This is a genomic window from Allolucifera butyrica (assembly GCF_900476375.1).
Lineage (GTDB): Bacteria > Bacillota > Negativicutes > Sporomusales > UPPP01 > Lucifera > Lucifera butyrica.
Genome location: NZ_UPPP01000133.1, coordinates 32587 through 51036, shown reverse-complemented (window position 1 = coordinate 51036; position 18450 = coordinate 32587). Strand labels below are relative to the sequence as shown.

Here is an 18450-nt window from a genome sequence, read left to right as displayed (position 1 = left end):
AAGGGGACCGTTTACTATGAGTGAAATAGCAAAACCGCTGGCGGGGACGGGCCAAAAAAAGAATACCATGTCGCTGGGCATGCTTTTGTTAAAAGCGAGAACCTTCATTGCTCTCATTCTTTTAGTCGTTGTGTTCAGCTTCCTTACTCCCAGTTTTTTATCGGCCAATAGTCTGATACTCGTCGCGAAACATGTGGCTCTTTATGCTTTGCTGGCGATCGGGATGACCCTTGTTATTATTAGCGGCGGCATCGACCTGTCGGTCGGGTCTATTGTCGGATTGGCGGGGATGATTGCGGGCGGATTGATCAATGAAGGGCTCCGGCTGGATCTATTCGGTGTTACCATTTATTTTAATGTGCTTATTATCATATTATTTACGTTGCTTTTAGGAACCGGCGTAGGAGCGGTAAACGGCTTTCTCATTACCCGCTTCAATGTGGCGCCCTTTATTGCTACTCTCGGCACAATGTATGCGGCCCGCGGCTTTGCCCTGATCCGGTCCAACGGGGAGACCTTTCCTAACCTAGTCGGCAGCGTCAAGCTGGGCAATGAAGGATTTCCTATTCTCGGCGCGGGCCATGTACTGGGAATTCCCATTGCGATTTGGATTATGATTTTTGTCGGGGCGGTGGCGGCTTATATGCTCAAAAAGACACCGCTCGGTTGGCACATTTTTGCCGTCGGCGGTAATGAAAAGGCGGCGGAACTTTCCGGCATCCGTGTCCGGCGGGTTAAGACGATTGTTTATATGATTTCCGGTTTTTGTTCCGCTATAGTGGGGCTTATCGTAGCTTCCGAATTAGTTGCGGCTCATCCGGCAACAGGCAATACCTGGGAGATGAATGCCATTGCCGCCGCTGTGCTGGGCGGCACTTCCATGGCCGGCGGCATCGGAACAATCGGCGGAACGCTGGTGGGCGCATTTGTTATCGGCGTACTCAGCGACGGCATGGTCATGGTCGGGGTATCGGAATTCTGGCAGATGGTTATTAAAGGACTGGTGATTGTTGTTGCCGTCATTGTGGACCAGTTTCAAAGAAATCTGGAAAATAAAATGGCGCTGCAGCGCAAGGATGGTTAGGGGGAGATTGGCATGTTGAAGGGGATTCCTGATATAATTTCACCGGAATTATTAAAAATTCTGCATGAAATGGGTCATGGGGATGATTTGGTTATCGGGGATGCCAATTATCCGGCCGCCAGTAATGCCCAACGGCTGGTCCGCTGTGACGGACATGGGGTTCCGGTTATTTTAGATGCTATTTTGCAGCTTTTTCCGCTGGATTGTTATGTAGAGATTCCGGTAGCGTTAATGCAGGTGGTGCCGGGAGATCCCACGGTGCCGGAAATTCAGGCCGAGATAAGAAGCGTGGTTTCGAAATATGAAGAACGGGGCGACACCGCGATTGAGTATTTGGAACGGTTCGATTTTTATGAAAGGGCAAAGCAGGCCTACGCAATTGTTGCAACGACAGAGAAAAAACTATATGGCTGTATGTTGATTAAAAAAGGCGTAATAAAATAAACGCCGGGCTGTATTAGTCTTGTGCTAATACAGCCTTTTGCATTTTGCAATCCGGTATTTTCTCTTGTTTTCATACTCTGATTCTAATTTTCTGACTAAAGAGCTTGCATCACCAAAATATGGATTATATAATGAAGCCATAATGGTCTTGTTCGTTTATGTTTGTTTATATTTGGCTACATAATGATGTCATTATAATTAGAAAGGAGACAGGCTATGAAACAGAGATATTTTGTCTACGGGTTAATTGGAACGCTGATTCTTATGGGGTTGATTTCCGGCTGTGCTTCCAATAACCCGGCGGCAAATTCTACCAAGCCGGTTGAGCTGAATGTTTCGGCGGCTCTGGGATTGAAGGAAGCGTTGTTTGATATTCAAAAACAATATGAGGCAATTCACCCGGATGTTAAGATTGTTTATAATCTGGGAGCTGCCGGAAATTTGCAGACGCAGATTGAACAGGGGGCGCCGGCGGACATTTTTATTTCAGCGGCGCAGCAACAACTGGACAACCTGCAAAAGAAAAACCTGATTAAGCCGGATAGCCGCATCAATCTGGTCGGCAATCAGTTGGTTCTGGTCGTTCCTAACGATTCCAGGCTGGGATTGACCGATTTTAAGGATCTGGCCCAAGACAGCGTGAAAAAATTCGGTTTGGGTGCGCCGGAAACTGTACCGGCCGGCCAATATGGCGTGGAAGTGCTGAAAGCGGTTGGCGTTTGGGATAAAGTAAAGGATAAAGCGGTATTAGGCAAGGATGTCCGTACTCTGGTAGCTTATGCGGAAACGGGAAATGTGGACGCAAGTATTGTTTTTTCTACCGTTGCCGCTACCAGCAGCAAAGTGAAAGTGGCAGCCGCTGCACCGCCGGGAACGCATCAGGCTATCGTTTTTCCGGGTGCTGTGCTTGCCGGCACCAAACATGCGCAGGAAGCGGAGCAGTTCTTACACTATCTTGCCGGTCCGGAAGCAATGAAAATTTTTCAAAAATACGGTTTTATTCCCTTAACAAACAAGCAATAGATAAGACCCTGCGGCTTATTGTTTAAAAACCGCAGGGTCTCTTATTTTAGACGGTTTCTTCCGCGCCGAGGTGGATTCGAGCAGCAGCAGTCTGAAACTGCTGGAGGTCGGATTTTTTTATCAGACCGAAAGAAGGAAGGCGGGATATCTTGCTTGAATTATAATAACATCTTAATTAAGTATTCAACGTTGTTTTTACAAGAAAGACCCAATGGGTCTTTAAGTGGAAGGAAAGTATTTTACTTTTCGGCTAACTCAAGAAGCATGTGTTATTTTAGAAACAACCCGAAAAGTTATACTTTTCGATCCCATAAAATATGGCAGGTGTACTATATGGCAGGTAAATTAGAGGTTCAAGTATTGCACAGGGCGTTTGATATCCTGGAATTAATCGGTAACTGCGCCGAACCGGTTAGTCTTAAACAAATTACCGATGCTACAGGACTGCCGAAATCGACGGTTTATCGCCTGTTGAGTAATCTGGAAAACCGGAATTATGTTTGTTGTGATAATCACGGCAGTTATCACCTTGGTTTTCAGCTGTTAATGATCAGCCAGTGGGCGGAGCGAGAATTTGAAATTAAACAGTTGGCGCGTAATCCGCTGGAGACGCTGAATGAATTTACGAAAGAAACAGTGCATCTTGCAGTTTTGGAAAAAAATAGGGTTTTATATGTTGACACGGTGGAAAGTCCGCATGCGTTGCGTCTGGTGGCAAAGCTGGGAACCACCAATTTCGTGCATTGCACCGCTTTGGGTAAAGTACTGCTAATGAAGCATAGCGATGAAGAGATTCTGGAGATCCTGGAACAGGAAGGCATGGAACGGAAGACGGAATATACATTGACGACTCCGGCTGATTTCTTGCGGGAAATGCGGGCGGTGCGCAAACGGGGCTATGCGCTGGATGAACGGGAGTGCGAATTGGACGGCCGTTGCGTGGCGGCACCGATTTACGACAAAACGGAAAAAGTTGTGGGGGCCGTCAGTATTTCCGGCTTGGCCAGCCGATTCTCCCTTGACTTTATTGAGCAGGAAGTCGTAGGAAAACTGCTGGCTAACACAAGACATATTTCCCGGGTTTTGGGATATGTCAAATAAGACAAGTGAAAATAGAAAATCCAGAGTATGCAAAACCCGCTTTTATGCCGAGAGGCAGGAAAGCGGGTTTTTTCTATCTTATAAAGAAACGCCCAGGTATTACTTACTATAAAGAGCTATTTGTTAAATTCGCTTTTTTCGGCACCTTGTATCGTTTCGTATATCGCTTTATATGCTTTACAGACTTCTTTAACGAAACCCTCATTTTGTTTTTCCGGGTTATTCGGATCGGAGGAGGAAATAATTTTTCCGTGTTCAATCATCTTCATTACAATTTCCGCCGTTATTACGAATTTATTCATAATATTCATCCTCTCATCCTGGGCGTATTATTCTAATTCGACAGAATAAAGATATTTTCCTGTATTGATTTGTCAGTAACAGAAGAACGCTACTAATAATTATAATTCTGTCTGGTTCTAACAATACTGGATTTTATGTTCTTTTTCCGATTGTAATAAAGAAATAATGCACATTTTCTGAAATTGAATTCCGCATGGTGGATTTATTGTTGGATGGAAAAGGATTTTTTGGGTTATAAGTCTAATTAGAAATAAACATAGCGGGATAACGTTCTACATAGTGGAATATTGCCGTAAAAAACTAAATATTTTAAATTTACTAAGCGAGATTCAAAAGGAGGCAGATTTTTATGGAGGTCCGGCATTCAGTACATCCGGAAGACGCAAAGCATTATACGACAGAGGAGCTGAGAAAACGGTTTTTGATTCAGGATTTATTTGTATCCGGTCAGATAAAGATGGTTTATAGCCATGTGGACCGGATGATTTCAGGAGGAGCCTGCCCGTCAGAACCCTTGGCGCTGGAGGTGGAAAAGGGAATGGGCGTTGACTACTTTCTGGAAAGAAGAGAACTGGGAATTATTAACATCGGTGGTCCCGGCGTGGTAAAAGTGGACGGAGTCGAATACAAACTGGAAACAACGGACGGATTGTACGTGGGTATGGGGGCCAGAGAGGTGATTTTTTCCAGTGCCAATAAGACGCAGGCGGCCAAGTTTTATTTCAACAGCGCGCCGGCCCATAAGTCTTATCCGACGGCTAAAATTGAACGCAGCAGCATTAAGCCCAATCATCTCGGCTCAATAAAGGAATCCAATGAACGGAATATTTATAAATATATTCATCCCCAGGGGGTTCAAAGCTGTCAGCTGGTTATGGGTATGACGGCACTGGAACCGGGCAACATGTGGAATACGATGCCGTGCCACACCCACGACCGCAGAATGGAAGTTTATTTGTACTTCAATCTGCCCGAGGATGCGGTTGTTTTCCACTATATGGGCGAGCCTACGGAAACGCGCCATATTATTATGCGAAATGAAGAAGCTGTGATTTCACCCAGTTGGTCGATTCACTCGGGGGTGGGAACGCACTGTTACACGTTTATCTGGGGCATGGCCGGGGAAAATCAGACCTTCGACGATATGGACCATGTTGCTATGCCGGATTTACGGTAATTTCGCAGCGCCATAGGCAGTTTTTTTACTTTCGTTGCGGCAGCGGGGCGATGCCGCTGTGAAATAATTTTAATTAAGCGGGATGATGAAAAATGAATCTATTTGACTTAACGGGAAAAGTGGCCATCGTAACCGGCGCTTCCAGGGGGCTTGGCCAGGGAATGGCCGTCGCCCTGGCGCAGGCGGGAGCCGATATTGTCGGAGTGGGCATCAGCTCCTGCGGCGAAACGCAGAAGCAGGTCGAGGCGGCCGGACGGAGATTTCTGGCTGTCAAAGCCGACCTTTCCGGAATGGAACCGATCCAGGGCATTATTGACCAGACCCTTGCCGCCTTCGGGCACCTGGATATTCTGGTGAATAATTCCGGGATTATCCGCCGCGCCGATAGCATTGATTTCACGGAAAAAGACTGGGACGACGTAATGAACGTCAATCTGAAATCGCTCTTCTTTTTTTGTCAGGCGGCAGCTAAACAGTTCATCAGGCAGGGCCGCGGCGGCAAAATTATTAATATTGCGTCCATGCTGTCTTTTCAGGGCGGAATCCGGGTGCCTTCCTATACGGCCAGCAAAAGCGGCGTAATGGGACTCACCCGCTTGCTGGCCAATGAATGGGCCAGGCATAACATCAATGTGAATGCAATTGCTCCGGGCTATATGGCAACGGATAATACGGAGGCATTACGGGCGGATGAAAGCCGCAGCGCGGAAATTCTAGGCCGGATTCCGGCTGGGCGCTGGGGAACGCCGGCGGACTTGACCGGACCCGTCGTTTTTCTTGCTTCCCAAGGGGCCGATTATGTAAATGGATATACGGTGGCAGTGGATGGCGGCTGGCTGGCCCGGTAAGCCGGTGGCCGGGGCTCGCAGGGAAATCGTCATAAGAAGATAACAGGAGGTCGTTTTACCGCTATGAAGATTATGGAAAACGTGCAAAAAGTTCCGGGTGGCATGATGCTTGTGCCGCTATTGCTGGGAGCGACATTAACCACCTTGGCGCCGGGAACGGCGAAGTTTTTCGGTTCTTTTACCGCTGCTTTGATGACCGGCATTTTGCCGATACTGGCTGTCTTTTTCTTTTGCATGGGTGCTACCATTGACTTTCGGTCTTCCTGGATCGTATTACGAAAGAGCGGCGCGCTGGTGGGGACGAAGGTGTTGTTTGCCGCTCTTATGGGGATGATTGCCTCTCACTTTATTCCTCCCGCGGGAATCACATCCGGGTTTTTTGCCGGCCTCTCCGTGCTGGCCATTGTTGCGTCCATGAACGACACCAACGGCGGCCTGTATATGGCCTTGATGAATCAATACGGCACTCAGGAGGAAGCCAGCGCTTATGCTCTTATGACGTTAGAGTCCGGTCCTTTTATGACAATGGTTACGTTAGGCGTTGCGGGCCTGGGCAACTTTCCCTGGCAGGCCATGCTGGGAGCGATCCTGCCGTTTTTAATCGGCTTCCTTTTAGGAAATCTGGACCATGATATCCGTTCTTTCTTAGGAAAAGCAGTGCCCGTCTTTATTCCGTTTTTTGCCTTTGCCCTGGGAAACGGCCTGAATTTTAAAGTGATTGCCAACACCGGCCTGCTGGGAATTCTGCTGGGGGTTACGGTTGTTGTATTGACGGGATCGGTTTTGCTGGTGGCCGATTTTCTCACCGGCGGCAATGGCCGGGCGGGGGTTGCCGCCGCTTCCACCGCGGGAGCCGCTGTCGGCGTTCCGGTTGTTATTGCGGCGATTGACCCCAAATTCACGCCTGTTGTGGCTTCAGCCACGGCTTTGATTGCCACCAGTGTTCTGGTGACGGCAATTATTACGCCTATCCTGACGGGCTGGTGGGCCAGGAAGTTTAATAATAGAAGTCCTTTCAGCAAAAAGCTTAAGGTACAGCAAGAAGGGTAACAGATTTTTTGCCGGGCTAGGTCCGGTATAAAAGGAAAGGGATGTTCGCAGGCCGAATTGGCGCGAACATCCCTTTTCTATTTTCATTTTCGTGAAATTCGTGGCTGATTATGAAGATTAATCTTGGGTTATAGCTGAAGAAATTCATTTATATAAATTTTTGTTCTGTTTATTGAAAATAGGGGTGGAATATTTTACTGGTTTGGTATATATTTTTATTAGGATCAAGTGATAAAACACGACGCTTAAAAGGAGCCGGAGCTTTGTGAACAACGACATTGGCAAAAAGATCAAGGAACTTAGGACTAATAAAAAGATGACTCTGAAGGACTTAAGCGAAAAGACCAATTTGTCTACGGGCTTTCTGTCGCAGCTGGAACGCGGCTTGACGGCTATAGCCACGGACTCTTTGGCCCAAATTGCTCAGGCGTTGGACGTCAGCTTGCCGTTTTTTTTCACCGGTTTGACCCGGAACCGCAGCTGTATTATGCGTAGCTATGAGCGGGAAGTATTTCCAATTACCAACTCGCGGTTCATTCAGTATCACCTGAGCAACGACCGGTCCGGCAAAGCGCTGCTGCCGAGGATTGTGGAACTGTTGCCTATCAATTGCGAGGAAGAGATTAATCAATACAGTCATGAAGGGGAAGAATTCGTCTACGTACTGGAAGGCACACTGACGCTGTTTATGAATCATGAACAGTTTGAGCTCTTTCCGGGGGATTCAGCCCACTACAATTCGGCGACGGTGCATAACTGGGCTAACTATACCAATAAAATGGTTAAGCTGCTGGTGGTCAGTGAGCCCAATTCGTTTGCCGAAAGCTAACTTAGGAAGGGTATTTTCAATGAAAAAAGCGTTGATTTTCAACCTGCAAAAATTTTGTGTCCATGACGGGCCGGGAATCCGGACCACGGTATTTTTCAAGGGCTGTCCGCTGCATTGCCTGTGGTGTCACAATCCGGAAAGCCAAAGTTTCCATAAGGAGATGCTGTTCAATCCGGAGCAGTGCACCGGATGCGGCCAGTGTATACGAAGCTGCAGTCAGGGAGCCCTTAGCCAAGCGGAAAAGTATCCTGTTTATGACGCGGCCAAGTGCCTGTTTTGTGAAACTTGCATTGACCATTGCATTTATAATGCCCGGGAACTGGCGGGGCGGGAATATACGGTCGGGGAAATTCTCCGGGAGATTGAAAAAGACCGGCCTTTTTACGACCAGTCCGGCGGCGGGGTGACTTTCTCCGGCGGCGAAGCGCTGGCGCAAATTGATTTTGTGGCGGAACTGGCCGGCGCCTGCAGGGAACGGGGGATTTCCGTCGCCCTGGATACCTGCGGCTATGCGCCCTTTGACAGCTTTTCCCGGCTGTTGGACCGGGTCGATGTCTTTTTATATGACATTAAACTGATGGATGCCGGGCTGCACCGCCAGTATACGGGGGTAGATAACAGTCTCATTCTGGAGAATCTGCGCCGGCTGTCGGCGCAGCAGGCCGAGATCCATTTGCGGTTGCCGCTGATTGAGGGGATTAATACGAATGACGGACATATCAATGGCGTGATTGATTTATGCCGGGATGTGAAGGTTGCCATGGTCAATCTGCTGCCCTATCACGCCATCGGCCAGGGAAAATATCGTAAACTGGGAATGGAACCGGCGGCCGGCCAACTGGCGAAACCGTCCGAGCAGCGGCTGGCGGAAATTCAAAGCAGGTTGGAACGGGCTCATTTAAAAGTGAAAATAGGCGGATAAGGGAGGAGAAACGAATGGAAGAACGCGGCATGAATGAAAGGGTCCGCAAGCTCCGGCGCCAGAGTGTGACGGCCGAACCCTATCTCTCGATTGAGCGGGCCGTCCTGGTTACCGAGGCCTATCAAAAATATCAGGGGACAGTGGAAATCCCTATTTTGCGGGCTCTGACCTTTAAACACATCATGGAAAATAAGGCGCTTTGCATTAATGAAGACGAACTGATTGTCGGGGAAAAAGGGGAACGGCCCCAGTGTGCGCCGACCTTTCCCGATTTGTGCTGCCATACCCTGGAGGACCTGGATATTATGGACCGCCGGCAGCATATCTTTTTCAAAGTGTCGGCAAAAGCCAAAAAAATTCAGGCAGAGCAAATTATTCCCTACTGGCGGAACCGGTCCATGCGGCAACTGATTTTGGCGCAGATGACGCCGGAGTGGAAAGATTGCTACGAAAGCGGCATTTTTACCGAGTTTATGGAGCAGCGGGGGCCCGGCCATACCGTCGCCGACGGCAAAATGTACCGTCAGGGGTTTCTCGATTTTAAGGCGGAGATTGATCAGCAGCTGGCCGCCCTTGATTTTATGAAGGACCGGGCTGCTTATGCCAAAAAGACGCAACTGGAAGCCATGCGGATCTGCTGCGACGCCATTATTCTTTATGGCAAACGTTACGCGGACTATGCCCGGAAACTGGCGGCCCAAGAAACCGATGCCCGGCGCAAGGCCGACCTGCTGCAAATTGCCGCCAACTGTGAGGTGGTTCCGGCCCATAAACCGGAAACCTTTGCCCAGGCGATTCAAATGTACTGGTTTGTCCATATCGGCGTAACGACAGAGATTAATCCCTGGGATGCCCTGAGTCCGGGACGGCTGGACCAGCATTTATATCCCTTCTATAAAAAAGGGATTGAAGACGGGACGCTAACCCGGGAAAAAGCCAAAGAACTGCTGGAGTGCCTGTGGGTGAAATTCAATAACCAGCCGGCGCCGCCCAAAGTGGGAATTACCCTCAAGGAAAGCGCCACCTATACCGACTTTGCCAACTTGAACACGGGCGGCGTCCGGGATGACGGCAGTGACGGCGTTAACGACGTGTCTTATTTGATTCTGGAAACCATGGACGAAATGAAACTGCTGCAGCCCAGTTCCAATGTTCAAATCAGCAAAAAATCGCCGCAGATGTTTATCAAGAAAGCCTGCGAAATCTCCCGCAAAGGCTGGGGGCAGCCCGCCTTTTACAATACCGACGCCATTATTCAGGAACTGCTCCGGGCCGGCAAGGACATCGTCGACGCCCGTCAGGGCGGCGCCAGCGGCTGCGTGGAAACCGGCGCCTTCGGCAAGGAGGCGTACATCTTGACCGGTTATTTCAACATTCCCAAGGTTCTGGAGATCACCCTGAATAACGGCTTTGACCCCGTATCCGGCAAACAGCTGGGCCTCAAAACCGGCAGCGCCGCGGATTACCCAACCTATGAAGCGCTGTTTGACGCCTTTAAAGCCCAGCTGCACCATTTTATTGACATCAAAGTCCGAGGCAACAATATCATTGAGCAGCTTTACGCCACCCACATGCCGGTGCCCTTCTTATCGGTCGTTACCAGCGACTGCATTGCCAAAGGAATGGACTATAATGCCGGCGGGGCCAGGTATAATACCAACTATATACAAGGCGTGGGAATCGGGACGGTTACAGACTGTTTGGCGGCGATCAAACACAATGTTTACGATAAAAAGCGGTTTACCATGCCGGAACTGATGCAGGCCCTGGCGCATAACTTTGCCGGTTATGAGCAGCTCCGCAATCTGGTGCTGAATAAAACACCCAAATACGGCAATGACGATGACTATGCCGATGCGGTCATGGTGGACATTTTCAACGCATTTTACCAGGAGGTCACAGGCCGGCCAACCATGAAAGGCGGCGTTTACCGTATCGACATGCTGCCGACTACCTGTCACGTCTATTTCGGCTCGGTACTGGGGGCGAGCCCCAACGGCCGCTTAGCCGGCAAACCGGTTTCGGAAGGCATATCGCCGGAAAAGAGCGCCGACCGGCTGGGACCGACGGCGGTGATTAAATCGGCCGCCAAAATGGATCACCTGCGTACGGGGGGGACGCTGTTGAATCAGAAATTTACCCCCTCCGTGGTAGCCGGGGGACAAGGGCTGGAAAATATGGTGTCTTTAATCCGCACCTATTTTAATCTGGACGGACACCATATCCAGTTTAACGTCATTGACCGGCAGACGCTGCTGGCGGCCCAGCAGCAGCCCGAAGAATACAAGGACCTGATTGTGCGGGTCGCCGGCTATAGCGATCACTTCAATAATCTGAGCAAGGAACTGCAGGATGAGATTATTGAACGGACCGAACAGGCTTTTAATTAGAAAGAGGGTTACAAACTGAGAAAAACGTCAAAGATCCAATAAAATGGAATTCATTCAGGCTCCTGGGATAACCTGGGGGCCGTTTTTTTATTTTATAGTATTTTTTTGAAAAATACCCCTAGCCGTTTTTATGGGAAACTGTACGGATTAAAGGTAGAAGGAGAAATGATCTTTTCCGCAATAGCCGGAATTTTCGTCAAAAAAAGAAAAAATAGGTGTTAAAAATATAATTTGCTATTTGTTAGAAAACGTAATATGAGGAATAATATCTTATTAATGTAAAATATTGACAGTAAATAGCGGGACATGTTATTCTTTAATTGATAAAATAATAACTCAACAAAACTTCAGAATAGAACTCCTATTTATATCATTCAGGCTAAGGAGAGAAACAGGATGCATTTTGAAGTCTTGGCAAAACCAGGGTTATTGAAATGGGGAAAATTTGAAATACAATAGCTTATAAATCCTGAGCGACAATGCAGGGAGCCTAAGGTTATGCCTAGGCTCCTTTTTTGTCCACTTTGTTCGCTTCTCAAGAATTGGTTGGTTATCTAATGACAAGGAAAGGACTAAAAATAAGCTCCTTCCATTGTTATGGAGATAATTGTAGTACGGCAAACAGGGTAACTATTAAGAAAAATTGGGAGGGAACGCAAATGTTGTATGTCAATGAATATGATTCGAAAGGGATTGCTTCTATTATCCGCCGTTATCAGGAATTGAGAAGCGTAGCAGAAATCACGGCTGTTAAATATGAACGGGTCAGTGGCGGCAGCAGCTTGTTTCATGGTAAAGACGACATTGTGTGTGTACTCGCCGATATTGATCAGGGGATCACCGTATTATCTTCACGACAGCTGACCGTAGTCGAATTATTAAAAAGAGGGTATCTTGTCGAGGAAATCGGTAAAATACTTGGACTGAGTCCGGGAACTGTAAAATTTCATATTCAGCAGGCTGTTTTCCGGCTGGTTGCCTATCTCAATACTTCAGGCCGTAGAAAGAACGGTGCAAAGAGAAATTAGACCCTAACCTTTTTGACCACTTAGTGTACGGATAAGAAATAGGAGAAGCAATTTTATCTAATGGCTCCGGCGGCAGCTCGCATAGTATACAAGTTAGCATAGGCCGATTCAAAGCCCCTTTACCCAATGGGTAAAGGGGCTTTGGTATAAAGGCTATTTGTAGGATAAGGGGGTGATGAGTTCATTGGAATGGCAGCGATGTTGGGAGTAATTCCGGTTTCTGCATCAGCGAGCGATCTGTCTTATTAACTGCCGGAACGTCTCTTACGGGTGGCTGCCTGTCTAGTTACCTCACATTACAGAGAGAAAGGTGAGATTTATGAAAAAGTATTATACTTTGGAGCTTTTGGAAGACCTGTATCGCCAGCAAGAACCGGATCTTTCGGAACGTGAGTTAAGAGAAAAGGCCAGAATTTTACATACGCAATTAAACACCCTGGATATTAGCTGGACGCGCAGCAATCGCCGGTTTTACAGCCATAATCAGCTGCAAGCCTTTAGACATCTTTTTTAAATGGGACCTAGCCTTTTTTGCCGCTTAATGTACGGATAAGGAATAGGGGGATGAAATCGGAGTTGCCGGTGTAGGGGAAAGCTGCCTAGCGAAATTTATAAAGCCGTCAGATGAAAAGACTGATGGCTTTTTTGTTTTCGCGGTTGCTTGGACTTAACCGGATTAAGGGCAGACAAATAAATTAGCAAAATATAGTGGGGATGTGATGTCTTATGCCCGATGTGGGTGCGCCTAAAAATGATATAGGGTATGATCAAATATCAGGTGAAACCAGCAATTATGATCCCTCAGCTAAGGTGGGCAACTTCTTATATCGAATGTATGGGGATCCGGCAGTAGTTTTTAATGATGCCGGAACTGGATATGTCAGATATTATGGAAAAGATTATTATACGTCTCTTGTGACCAAAGGGGATTGGTTATATAGGAAGTATGGCAATTCAATAATAGTTCGTGATGCTGACGGGATCGCCTATGCAAGATTTGGCGGGGGTGATTGGTATGTAGCTTCGTTGCCGCGGATTGATGTATCAACCCAACAACCAGCAACAACAAAAGAAGCAGAAATAGCTAGAGAGAAAACAGACATGCTGGCTGTAGATCTCAATAATTCACTCGCCGGTGCAGTACCAAATCTATCCCCAGTAGTCAATGCAACTGAAGGTAAAAGCGATATAATTGATTACTCCAATTTATTTCAAGCGCATAAGCAAATACAGACAGATTTTTATGTATCTCCTACTAATACCGCTTTTGTAAATGCTAAACTAAGTGATGAAGATATAGCAAACGGGTATCGGCTAAAATACAATTCCAATGGAGTATTGTGGAGGGTTAACGCTGCTGGAATACCACATCCTGATGATTTAAGAAAGTTTTATAAACAGCAAGAAATACTCCAAGGTCTGTATGATAATGTACAAACAAAATTGCAAATGGTAGTAGGTATTTCTCCGGAAAATGGTGGCTCGGAGGCAGCAGGAAATGCTGTTAAAGGCGTAAGTAAGGCTGAAACGGATGCGTCCCTGGCAGTGCGTGAATCTGAGAGTATAGTTGCTAAGGAGCCGAGTAAAGTCGATTATTCTTTGATATACCGGGCAAATGGCCTATCTCCTAAATCTGGAGGATATACTAATGTAGCTTACGTAGTGGATACTTTTAGTTTAGTTTCCCGTCCATATTATGAAGGAGCAATAATTCATACACAAGATGGTTTCTTTAAAGTAACAAATGGAATAGATACGTATATTAATCCGCCACCGAAGGATACACTTTATTGGGACCAAAATAATAATAATTCCGGGTTAGGATTATACAAAGTAGCTGGTTATGAAAATGCTCAGTTTTGGAGCTTTTTAGGTGGTGCTGGCATAGCTTTGCGGGTGGGCAAAGCTGCAACGGAAGTAGCGGCTTTGGCACAAGAGACAAGTGTCTCTGAGAGAGTTGTGGGAATTTTTGGCCCTCTTAACAAGGGACCTTTACCTGAGGCAGTTGCTAATAGTTTTAGAAGTGCAACCTATAGCCAAAAAGTACTTGAAGAGGATATAATTTTATATAGAGTATATGGTGGTAAGGCAAATGAGCTAGGAAGCTACTGGACAAGAACAAAACCCGGAGGACCTTTACAATCAATAATTGATAGTGCTTTAGATCAAAAATGGGGAAACACCGCAACGGAGGTTGTCCAGATTCGAGTCCCCAAAGGAACAACTATTTTTGAAGGATTTGCTGCATCACAAGGGGGGCTTGTCGGGGGCGGTAACCAAGTATTTATTTACCTAGAAAGGGTTGATCCGTCATGGCTGATAAGGTAGAATGCATATGCAGTCAATTTGAAGAAATCAATGGTTTTTATTCAATTTATGAATTTGAGCGTTTCCAGAAGTATCTTGAAGGCATAGTGCGAACTGGCGATATGAAAGAAGTACCTGTCCAAGAGTATTATGCTACCTTCCAAGAGAAATGGTTTGAATGTGACAACTGTTCACAAATTTGGAGGCTGGTCTACCCCGATTTCCCATTCAAGGGGCTTTGGAATAAAATGGAATAATTTACTGCAAAACTCTAGCTAAACTTATTGCAAAATGACGGAAGCTGATGGTTACATCGCAGAACCCCTTGCAACTCTAGTTTTCCGAAAAACACAGGACACAGCGACTGACTGCAGAATTTGGATTCTGCAGTCAGTCGCTCCCTCTGATCCTAGCGAAGCGTCAGTACCGAGCGTCAGGGACGCATCTGATGCAACTGTTGTCCTCTGGGGGAATAACACAAATGACCAACATGGTGGCAGCATCTTTCGCAGATGCTGCCACTTTCATCACACAGCTTACCAAGAAATCTGTCTTGTTTCAGATCTTTAGACATTTTTTAAAACCGGACCTAACCTTTTTTGCCGCTTAATGTACGGATAAGGAACAAGGGGAGGAAATTGGAAAGTTGATACAGACCATCAGATGAAAATACTGATGGCTTTTTTGTTTCCGTGGTCACTTGGACTTAATCGAATTAAGGGCAGACAAATAAACTAGCAAAGTATAGTGGGGATGTGATGTTTTATGGCCGATGTGGGTGCGCCCCAAAATGATATAGGGTATGATCAAATATCAGGTGAAACCAGCAATTATGACCCCTCTGCTATGGTGGGCAACTTCTTATATCGAATGTATGGGGATTCGGCAGTAGTTTTTAATGATGCCGGAACTGGCTATGTCAGATTTTACGGGAAAGATTATTATACGTCTCTTGTGACCAAAGGGGATTGGTTATATAGGAAGTATGGTAATTCAATAATAGTTCGTGATACTGACGGGATCGCCTATGCAAGATTTGGCGGGGGTGATTGGTATGTAGCTTTGTTGCCACGGGTGGATGTATCAACCCAGCAAGCAGCAACAACAAAAGAAGCAGAAATAGCGAAAACGAAAACAGACATGCTGACGGTAGATCTCAATAATTCACTCGCCGGTGCAATACCGAATCCGTCACCAGTAGTTAATGTGACTAAAGCTAAAAGCGATATAATTGATTATTCCGATTTATCCCAAGCGTATAAGAAAATACAGACAGACTTTTGTGTATCCCCTACTAATACCGCTTTTGTAAATGCTAAACTAAGTAATGAAGATATAGCAAACGGGTATCGGCTGAAATACAATCCCAATGGAGTATTGTGGAGGGTTAATGCGGCAGGAATACCACATCCTGATGGTATCGCGGCCCCTAACGTAAATGTCAAACCAATTGTAGAAGCGGGAGATAAATTTGTTTATTCATACCAGCCTGATCGGCAAGGTGTGGCAGCGCTTAGTTGGGCGTCATTGTTCATAGGAACGGGTGATTCTTTTTTAAAATCATTGAATAAAACACCTATTCGAGTAATCAGGCAGGAAAATAATGGTGATACAAGAATTATTATACAGGTTGGTTTAAATAATAGATTTTTCCAAGAAAATGCTGGTAAAACGATAATTGGTAGTGAAGATACGTTGACAAATATGGCGTTTCGTTTAACTCTCGACGCTCGGCATGCCCAGGACTCATTCACGGCATATATTTCCATAAACGACAACGGGCAGATCATTGTTATACCGAAAGTATATAGCGGTGATAAGTATGAAGTAGGGAAATCCGGATTTTGGGGTGGATCTGACTTCAAAGAGAGACCAATCTCGCCTATTATAATAGGTAATGATGGTCCATACCAATCCTTAGCCAGGAAATTGGAAGAGATCTTTTCTAGGTAAGACATTCTCTATAAGTCCTGACATAAAGCAATATCTACGGGAGTGTGCTAGAGAAAGGGGGGGAGAAGGTTGGGCCATAAGCATGAAAAAAACGAAAATCCAACTAAAAAGCTGAAGGAGTGGCAGGATAATCAATACAACCCCGGCTATTATATCGGCGGTAATATCCCCCCGTATGTTGCTATTCCGTCGAAAACAAGTTTACTCGGAAAGCTATATAAAATAGGGGCAAGAATAGTTGGCGTGATTTATATTCTGATAGGAGTAGCTCTAATTTGTATTGCTTCAATAGGCGTAATTCTAGTTTGGGAAAGTAGTAATGAGGTGGGAAATCGTACTGGAGTTTTTGTTGCAGGTGCTATTTCGTGTTCTTTGGGCATTTTGTCCATATTACTGGGCCTGAAGTATATTAGAAACATAAAGTCAAAAGCAAAATCGAAAAATTGAGATGTTGAAGGATGACTTCGGTGCCCCCGCTGCAAAACAGCGGAAGATGGTCACATCAACGAAAAAATGCCGATGCCTTCTAGCCCCGCAAAACATAGGACACAGAAACTGACCGCAGAACTAAAATGGGGGGGATGGGGACAGGTTCATTGTTCAGAAGGGTAGCATTGAGGTGATAGAGAGTATAGGAGACAAGGAACCTGTCCCACTGTTCTCAAACAGTTACCCAAGTATTCCTTGTAAACGCCAATGACGCAACTAAACCTTTTAAGAGGCGACAATAGAAAAGGCTAATACAGTGGCAGCATCTCTCGCGGATGCTGCCACTGCTGTTAAGTAGCCTCTTTTGGGGCAACTCTGGGACCATAGTCAGTCCGGCTCTCCATTTTTTGAAGACAGGTCAACAGGCGGTGTACGACACATACCAATATTTGCTTCTTGGTTTTGCACTCGGTAATCTTCTACTAAGGTAGTCATATATCTTCGAAATACAATCGGAGATTATGGAATAAAAAAATATTTAACACAAGGAGGAAAATTATGGCACAATTTCCTAATATTCAGCAACCGGTCTATCCGTTTACAACCAAAATCAAAGATCCCTCTTTACAGTCCGAAATGGAAAACGGACTGGTTCTTTCCCGGGCCAAGTTTACCCGGATGCCGCAGACCTTTGTTCTGAAATGGACGGCGTTACCGGCCGGCGAGTATGCTGTTTTGCGCGATTTTTATCGGAATACGGTTTACGGCGGCAGTCTGGCTTTTGATTGGTATTATCCGGCTGTTTCCAACGATCCGTATTCCGGAAAACTCTTCTCCGTCCGTTTTGTGGGCGGCGACATTAGTTTCGATCTGGCGGCGCCGGGATACTATTCCGGCACATTGACCATTCAGGAGGTGTAACATGTTAAATCTGTCAGTGGCCGGTGTACTTGAAAAAAACAAAATAACCAGTGACGGCGTGTGGCTATTGCTGCTGGAAGTCGCTCTCCCGGATTCGGAGGAGTCTTTGCGGCTGGTTCGCAATAGTGAAGACATCGTATGGAACGGCCATACCTGGAGCGCGTTTAACTTTACCGTCGGCGAAATCAAGGAAGATAGTGAAGAGACTCAGCCGTCTGTACCAGTACGGGTTTCAAATATCACGCAGATTGTCCAGGCCTATGTGGAAGCAAACAATGGGCTGACCGGCGCAACAGTAACGCTCAGGGTAGTCCATTCGCAGCATCTTGATAATCTTTTACCCGAGGTGGAAGAAATCTTTACGGTGCAATCGACTACCTGTGACAGCCACTGGGTAACATTTGATCTAGGCTGTGATCTGTCTGTACAACTGCGGTTTCCCTTTCGGCGGGTGCTCAAGAATTTTTGCGCCTGGCGGGATCAGTATAAAGGAATTGAGTGCGGGTATGCCGGATCATTGCCGCCATGTGACGGTACATTGCAGTCCTGCCGTGAGCGGGGCAACTCGGTAAGGTATGGAGGAGAGCCAAGTATTCCCGAGGGCGGGCTTTATGCATAAGCTGTAAAACTACAAGTTCTTA

19 protein-coding genes are annotated in these 18450 nt (G+C 46.5%); 18 read left to right on the top strand and 1 reads right to left on the bottom strand.

The window, feature by feature from the left end; genetic code table 11:
• Positions 1 to 16: 16 nt before the first annotated feature.
• The 4 genes from LUCIF_RS24620 to LUCIF_RS24605 all read left to right on the top strand — a co-directional run bounded on the left by LUCIF_RS24620 (position 17) and on the right by LUCIF_RS24605 (position 3652).
• Positions 17 to 1084, top strand: a complete 1068-nt coding sequence (locus tag LUCIF_RS24620) for an ABC transporter permease (protein WP_122630467.1) — start codon at positions 17 to 19, stop codon at positions 1082 to 1084.
• 12 nt (positions 1085 to 1096) lie between these two features.
• On the top strand, positions 1097 to 1528 hold the full coding sequence (locus LUCIF_RS24615) for an RbsD/FucU family protein (protein WP_122630465.1): 432 nt from the start codon (positions 1097 to 1099) through the stop codon (positions 1526 to 1528).
• Between the two features lie 216 nt (positions 1529 to 1744).
• Complete coding sequence (gene modA / locus LUCIF_RS24610) at positions 1745 to 2551, top strand: molybdate ABC transporter substrate-binding protein (RefSeq protein ID WP_122630463.1); 807 nt, start codon at positions 1745 to 1747, stop codon at positions 2549 to 2551.
• A gap of 333 nt (positions 2552 to 2884) precedes the next feature.
• Positions 2885 to 3652, top strand: coding sequence for an IclR family transcriptional regulator (locus LUCIF_RS24605; protein ID WP_122630461.1), 768 nt, complete (start codon positions 2885 to 2887; stop codon positions 3650 to 3652).
• Positions 3653 to 3768: 116 nt separating this feature from the next.
• Here the strand turns inward: LUCIF_RS24605 and LUCIF_RS24600 are convergent, their stop codons facing one another.
• Positions 3769 to 3954 carry a hypothetical protein gene (locus tag LUCIF_RS24600; protein ID WP_126720625.1) on the bottom strand — a complete coding sequence of 62 codons (186 nt, stop codon included), beginning with the start codon at positions 3952 to 3954 and terminating at the stop codon, positions 3769 to 3771.
• Positions 3955 to 4304: 350 nt separating this feature from the next.
• Here LUCIF_RS24600 and kduI point away from each other — a divergent pair, with 350 nt between their 5' ends.
• The 14 genes from kduI (at position 4305) to LUCIF_RS24530 (ending at position 18428) form a co-directional block, all read left to right on the top strand.
• Complete coding sequence (kduI, locus tag LUCIF_RS24595) at positions 4305 to 5132, top strand: 5-dehydro-4-deoxy-D-glucuronate isomerase (protein WP_122630457.1); 828 nt, start codon at positions 4305 to 4307, stop codon at positions 5130 to 5132.
• 92 nt (positions 5133 to 5224) lie between these two features.
• Entirely contained in the window at positions 5225 to 5980 is a 756-nt protein-coding gene (gene kduD / locus LUCIF_RS24590; protein WP_122630456.1) for a 2-dehydro-3-deoxy-D-gluconate 5-dehydrogenase KduD, read from the top strand.
• A gap of 63 nt (positions 5981 to 6043) precedes the next feature.
• The gene (locus LUCIF_RS24585; RefSeq protein ID WP_122630454.1) at positions 6044 to 7030 is read left to right on the top strand and encodes a 2-keto-3-deoxygluconate permease; all 987 of its coding nucleotides are present in this window, start codon (positions 6044 to 6046) and stop codon (positions 7028 to 7030) included.
• A gap of 265 nt (positions 7031 to 7295) precedes the next feature.
• Entirely contained in the window at positions 7296 to 7859 is a 564-nt protein-coding gene (locus LUCIF_RS24580; RefSeq protein ID WP_122630452.1) for a helix-turn-helix domain-containing protein, read from the top strand.
• A 19-nt stretch (positions 7860 to 7878) separates the two neighbouring features.
• Positions 7879 to 8781, top strand: a complete 903-nt coding sequence (locus LUCIF_RS24575; protein WP_122630450.1) for a glycyl-radical enzyme activating protein — start codon at positions 7879 to 7881, stop codon at positions 8779 to 8781.
• Positions 8782 to 8795: 14 nt separating this feature from the next.
• Positions 8796 to 11171 (top strand): trans-4-hydroxy-L-proline dehydratase, encoded by a 2376-nt coding sequence (gene hypD, locus LUCIF_RS24570; protein WP_122630449.1) that lies wholly within the window; start codon positions 8796 to 8798, stop codon positions 11169 to 11171.
• 659 nt (positions 11172 to 11830) lie between these two features.
• A complete protein-coding gene (locus LUCIF_RS24565; protein ID WP_165866158.1) occupies positions 11831 to 12199 on the top strand; it encodes a LuxR C-terminal-related transcriptional regulator in 369 nt (122 codons plus the stop codon).
• 319 nt (positions 12200 to 12518) lie between these two features.
• Entirely contained in the window at positions 12519 to 12713 is a 195-nt protein-coding gene (locus LUCIF_RS24560) for a hypothetical protein (RefSeq protein WP_122630446.1), read from the top strand.
• Between the two features lie 212 nt (positions 12714 to 12925).
• Complete coding sequence (locus LUCIF_RS24555; RefSeq protein WP_122630445.1) at positions 12926 to 14527, top strand: hypothetical protein; 1602 nt, start codon at positions 12926 to 12928, stop codon at positions 14525 to 14527.
• Complete coding sequence (locus LUCIF_RS24550; RefSeq protein WP_122630444.1) at positions 14512 to 14763, top strand: hypothetical protein; 252 nt, start codon at positions 14512 to 14514, stop codon at positions 14761 to 14763. The genes LUCIF_RS24555 and LUCIF_RS24550 overlap by 16 nt, the downstream gene beginning before the upstream one ends.
• A 508-nt stretch (positions 14764 to 15271) precedes the next feature.
• Positions 15272 to 16459, top strand: coding sequence for a hypothetical protein (locus LUCIF_RS24545; protein WP_122630443.1), 1188 nt, complete (start codon positions 15272 to 15274; stop codon positions 16457 to 16459).
• Between the two features lie 69 nt (positions 16460 to 16528).
• A complete protein-coding gene (locus LUCIF_RS24540) occupies positions 16529 to 16906 on the top strand; it encodes a hypothetical protein (RefSeq protein WP_122630442.1) in 378 nt (125 codons plus the stop codon).
• Positions 16907 to 17446: 540 nt separating this feature from the next.
• Positions 17447 to 17809 carry a hypothetical protein gene (locus LUCIF_RS24535; protein ID WP_122630441.1) on the top strand — a complete coding sequence of 121 codons (363 nt, stop codon included), beginning with the start codon at positions 17447 to 17449 and terminating at the stop codon, positions 17807 to 17809.
• Between the two features lies 1 nt (position 17810).
• Positions 17811 to 18428: a DUF1833 family protein gene (locus LUCIF_RS24530; RefSeq protein WP_122630440.1), complete on the top strand. Its 618-nt coding sequence runs from the start codon at positions 17811 to 17813 to the stop codon at positions 18426 to 18428.
• Positions 18429 to 18450: the final 22 nt, after the last annotated feature.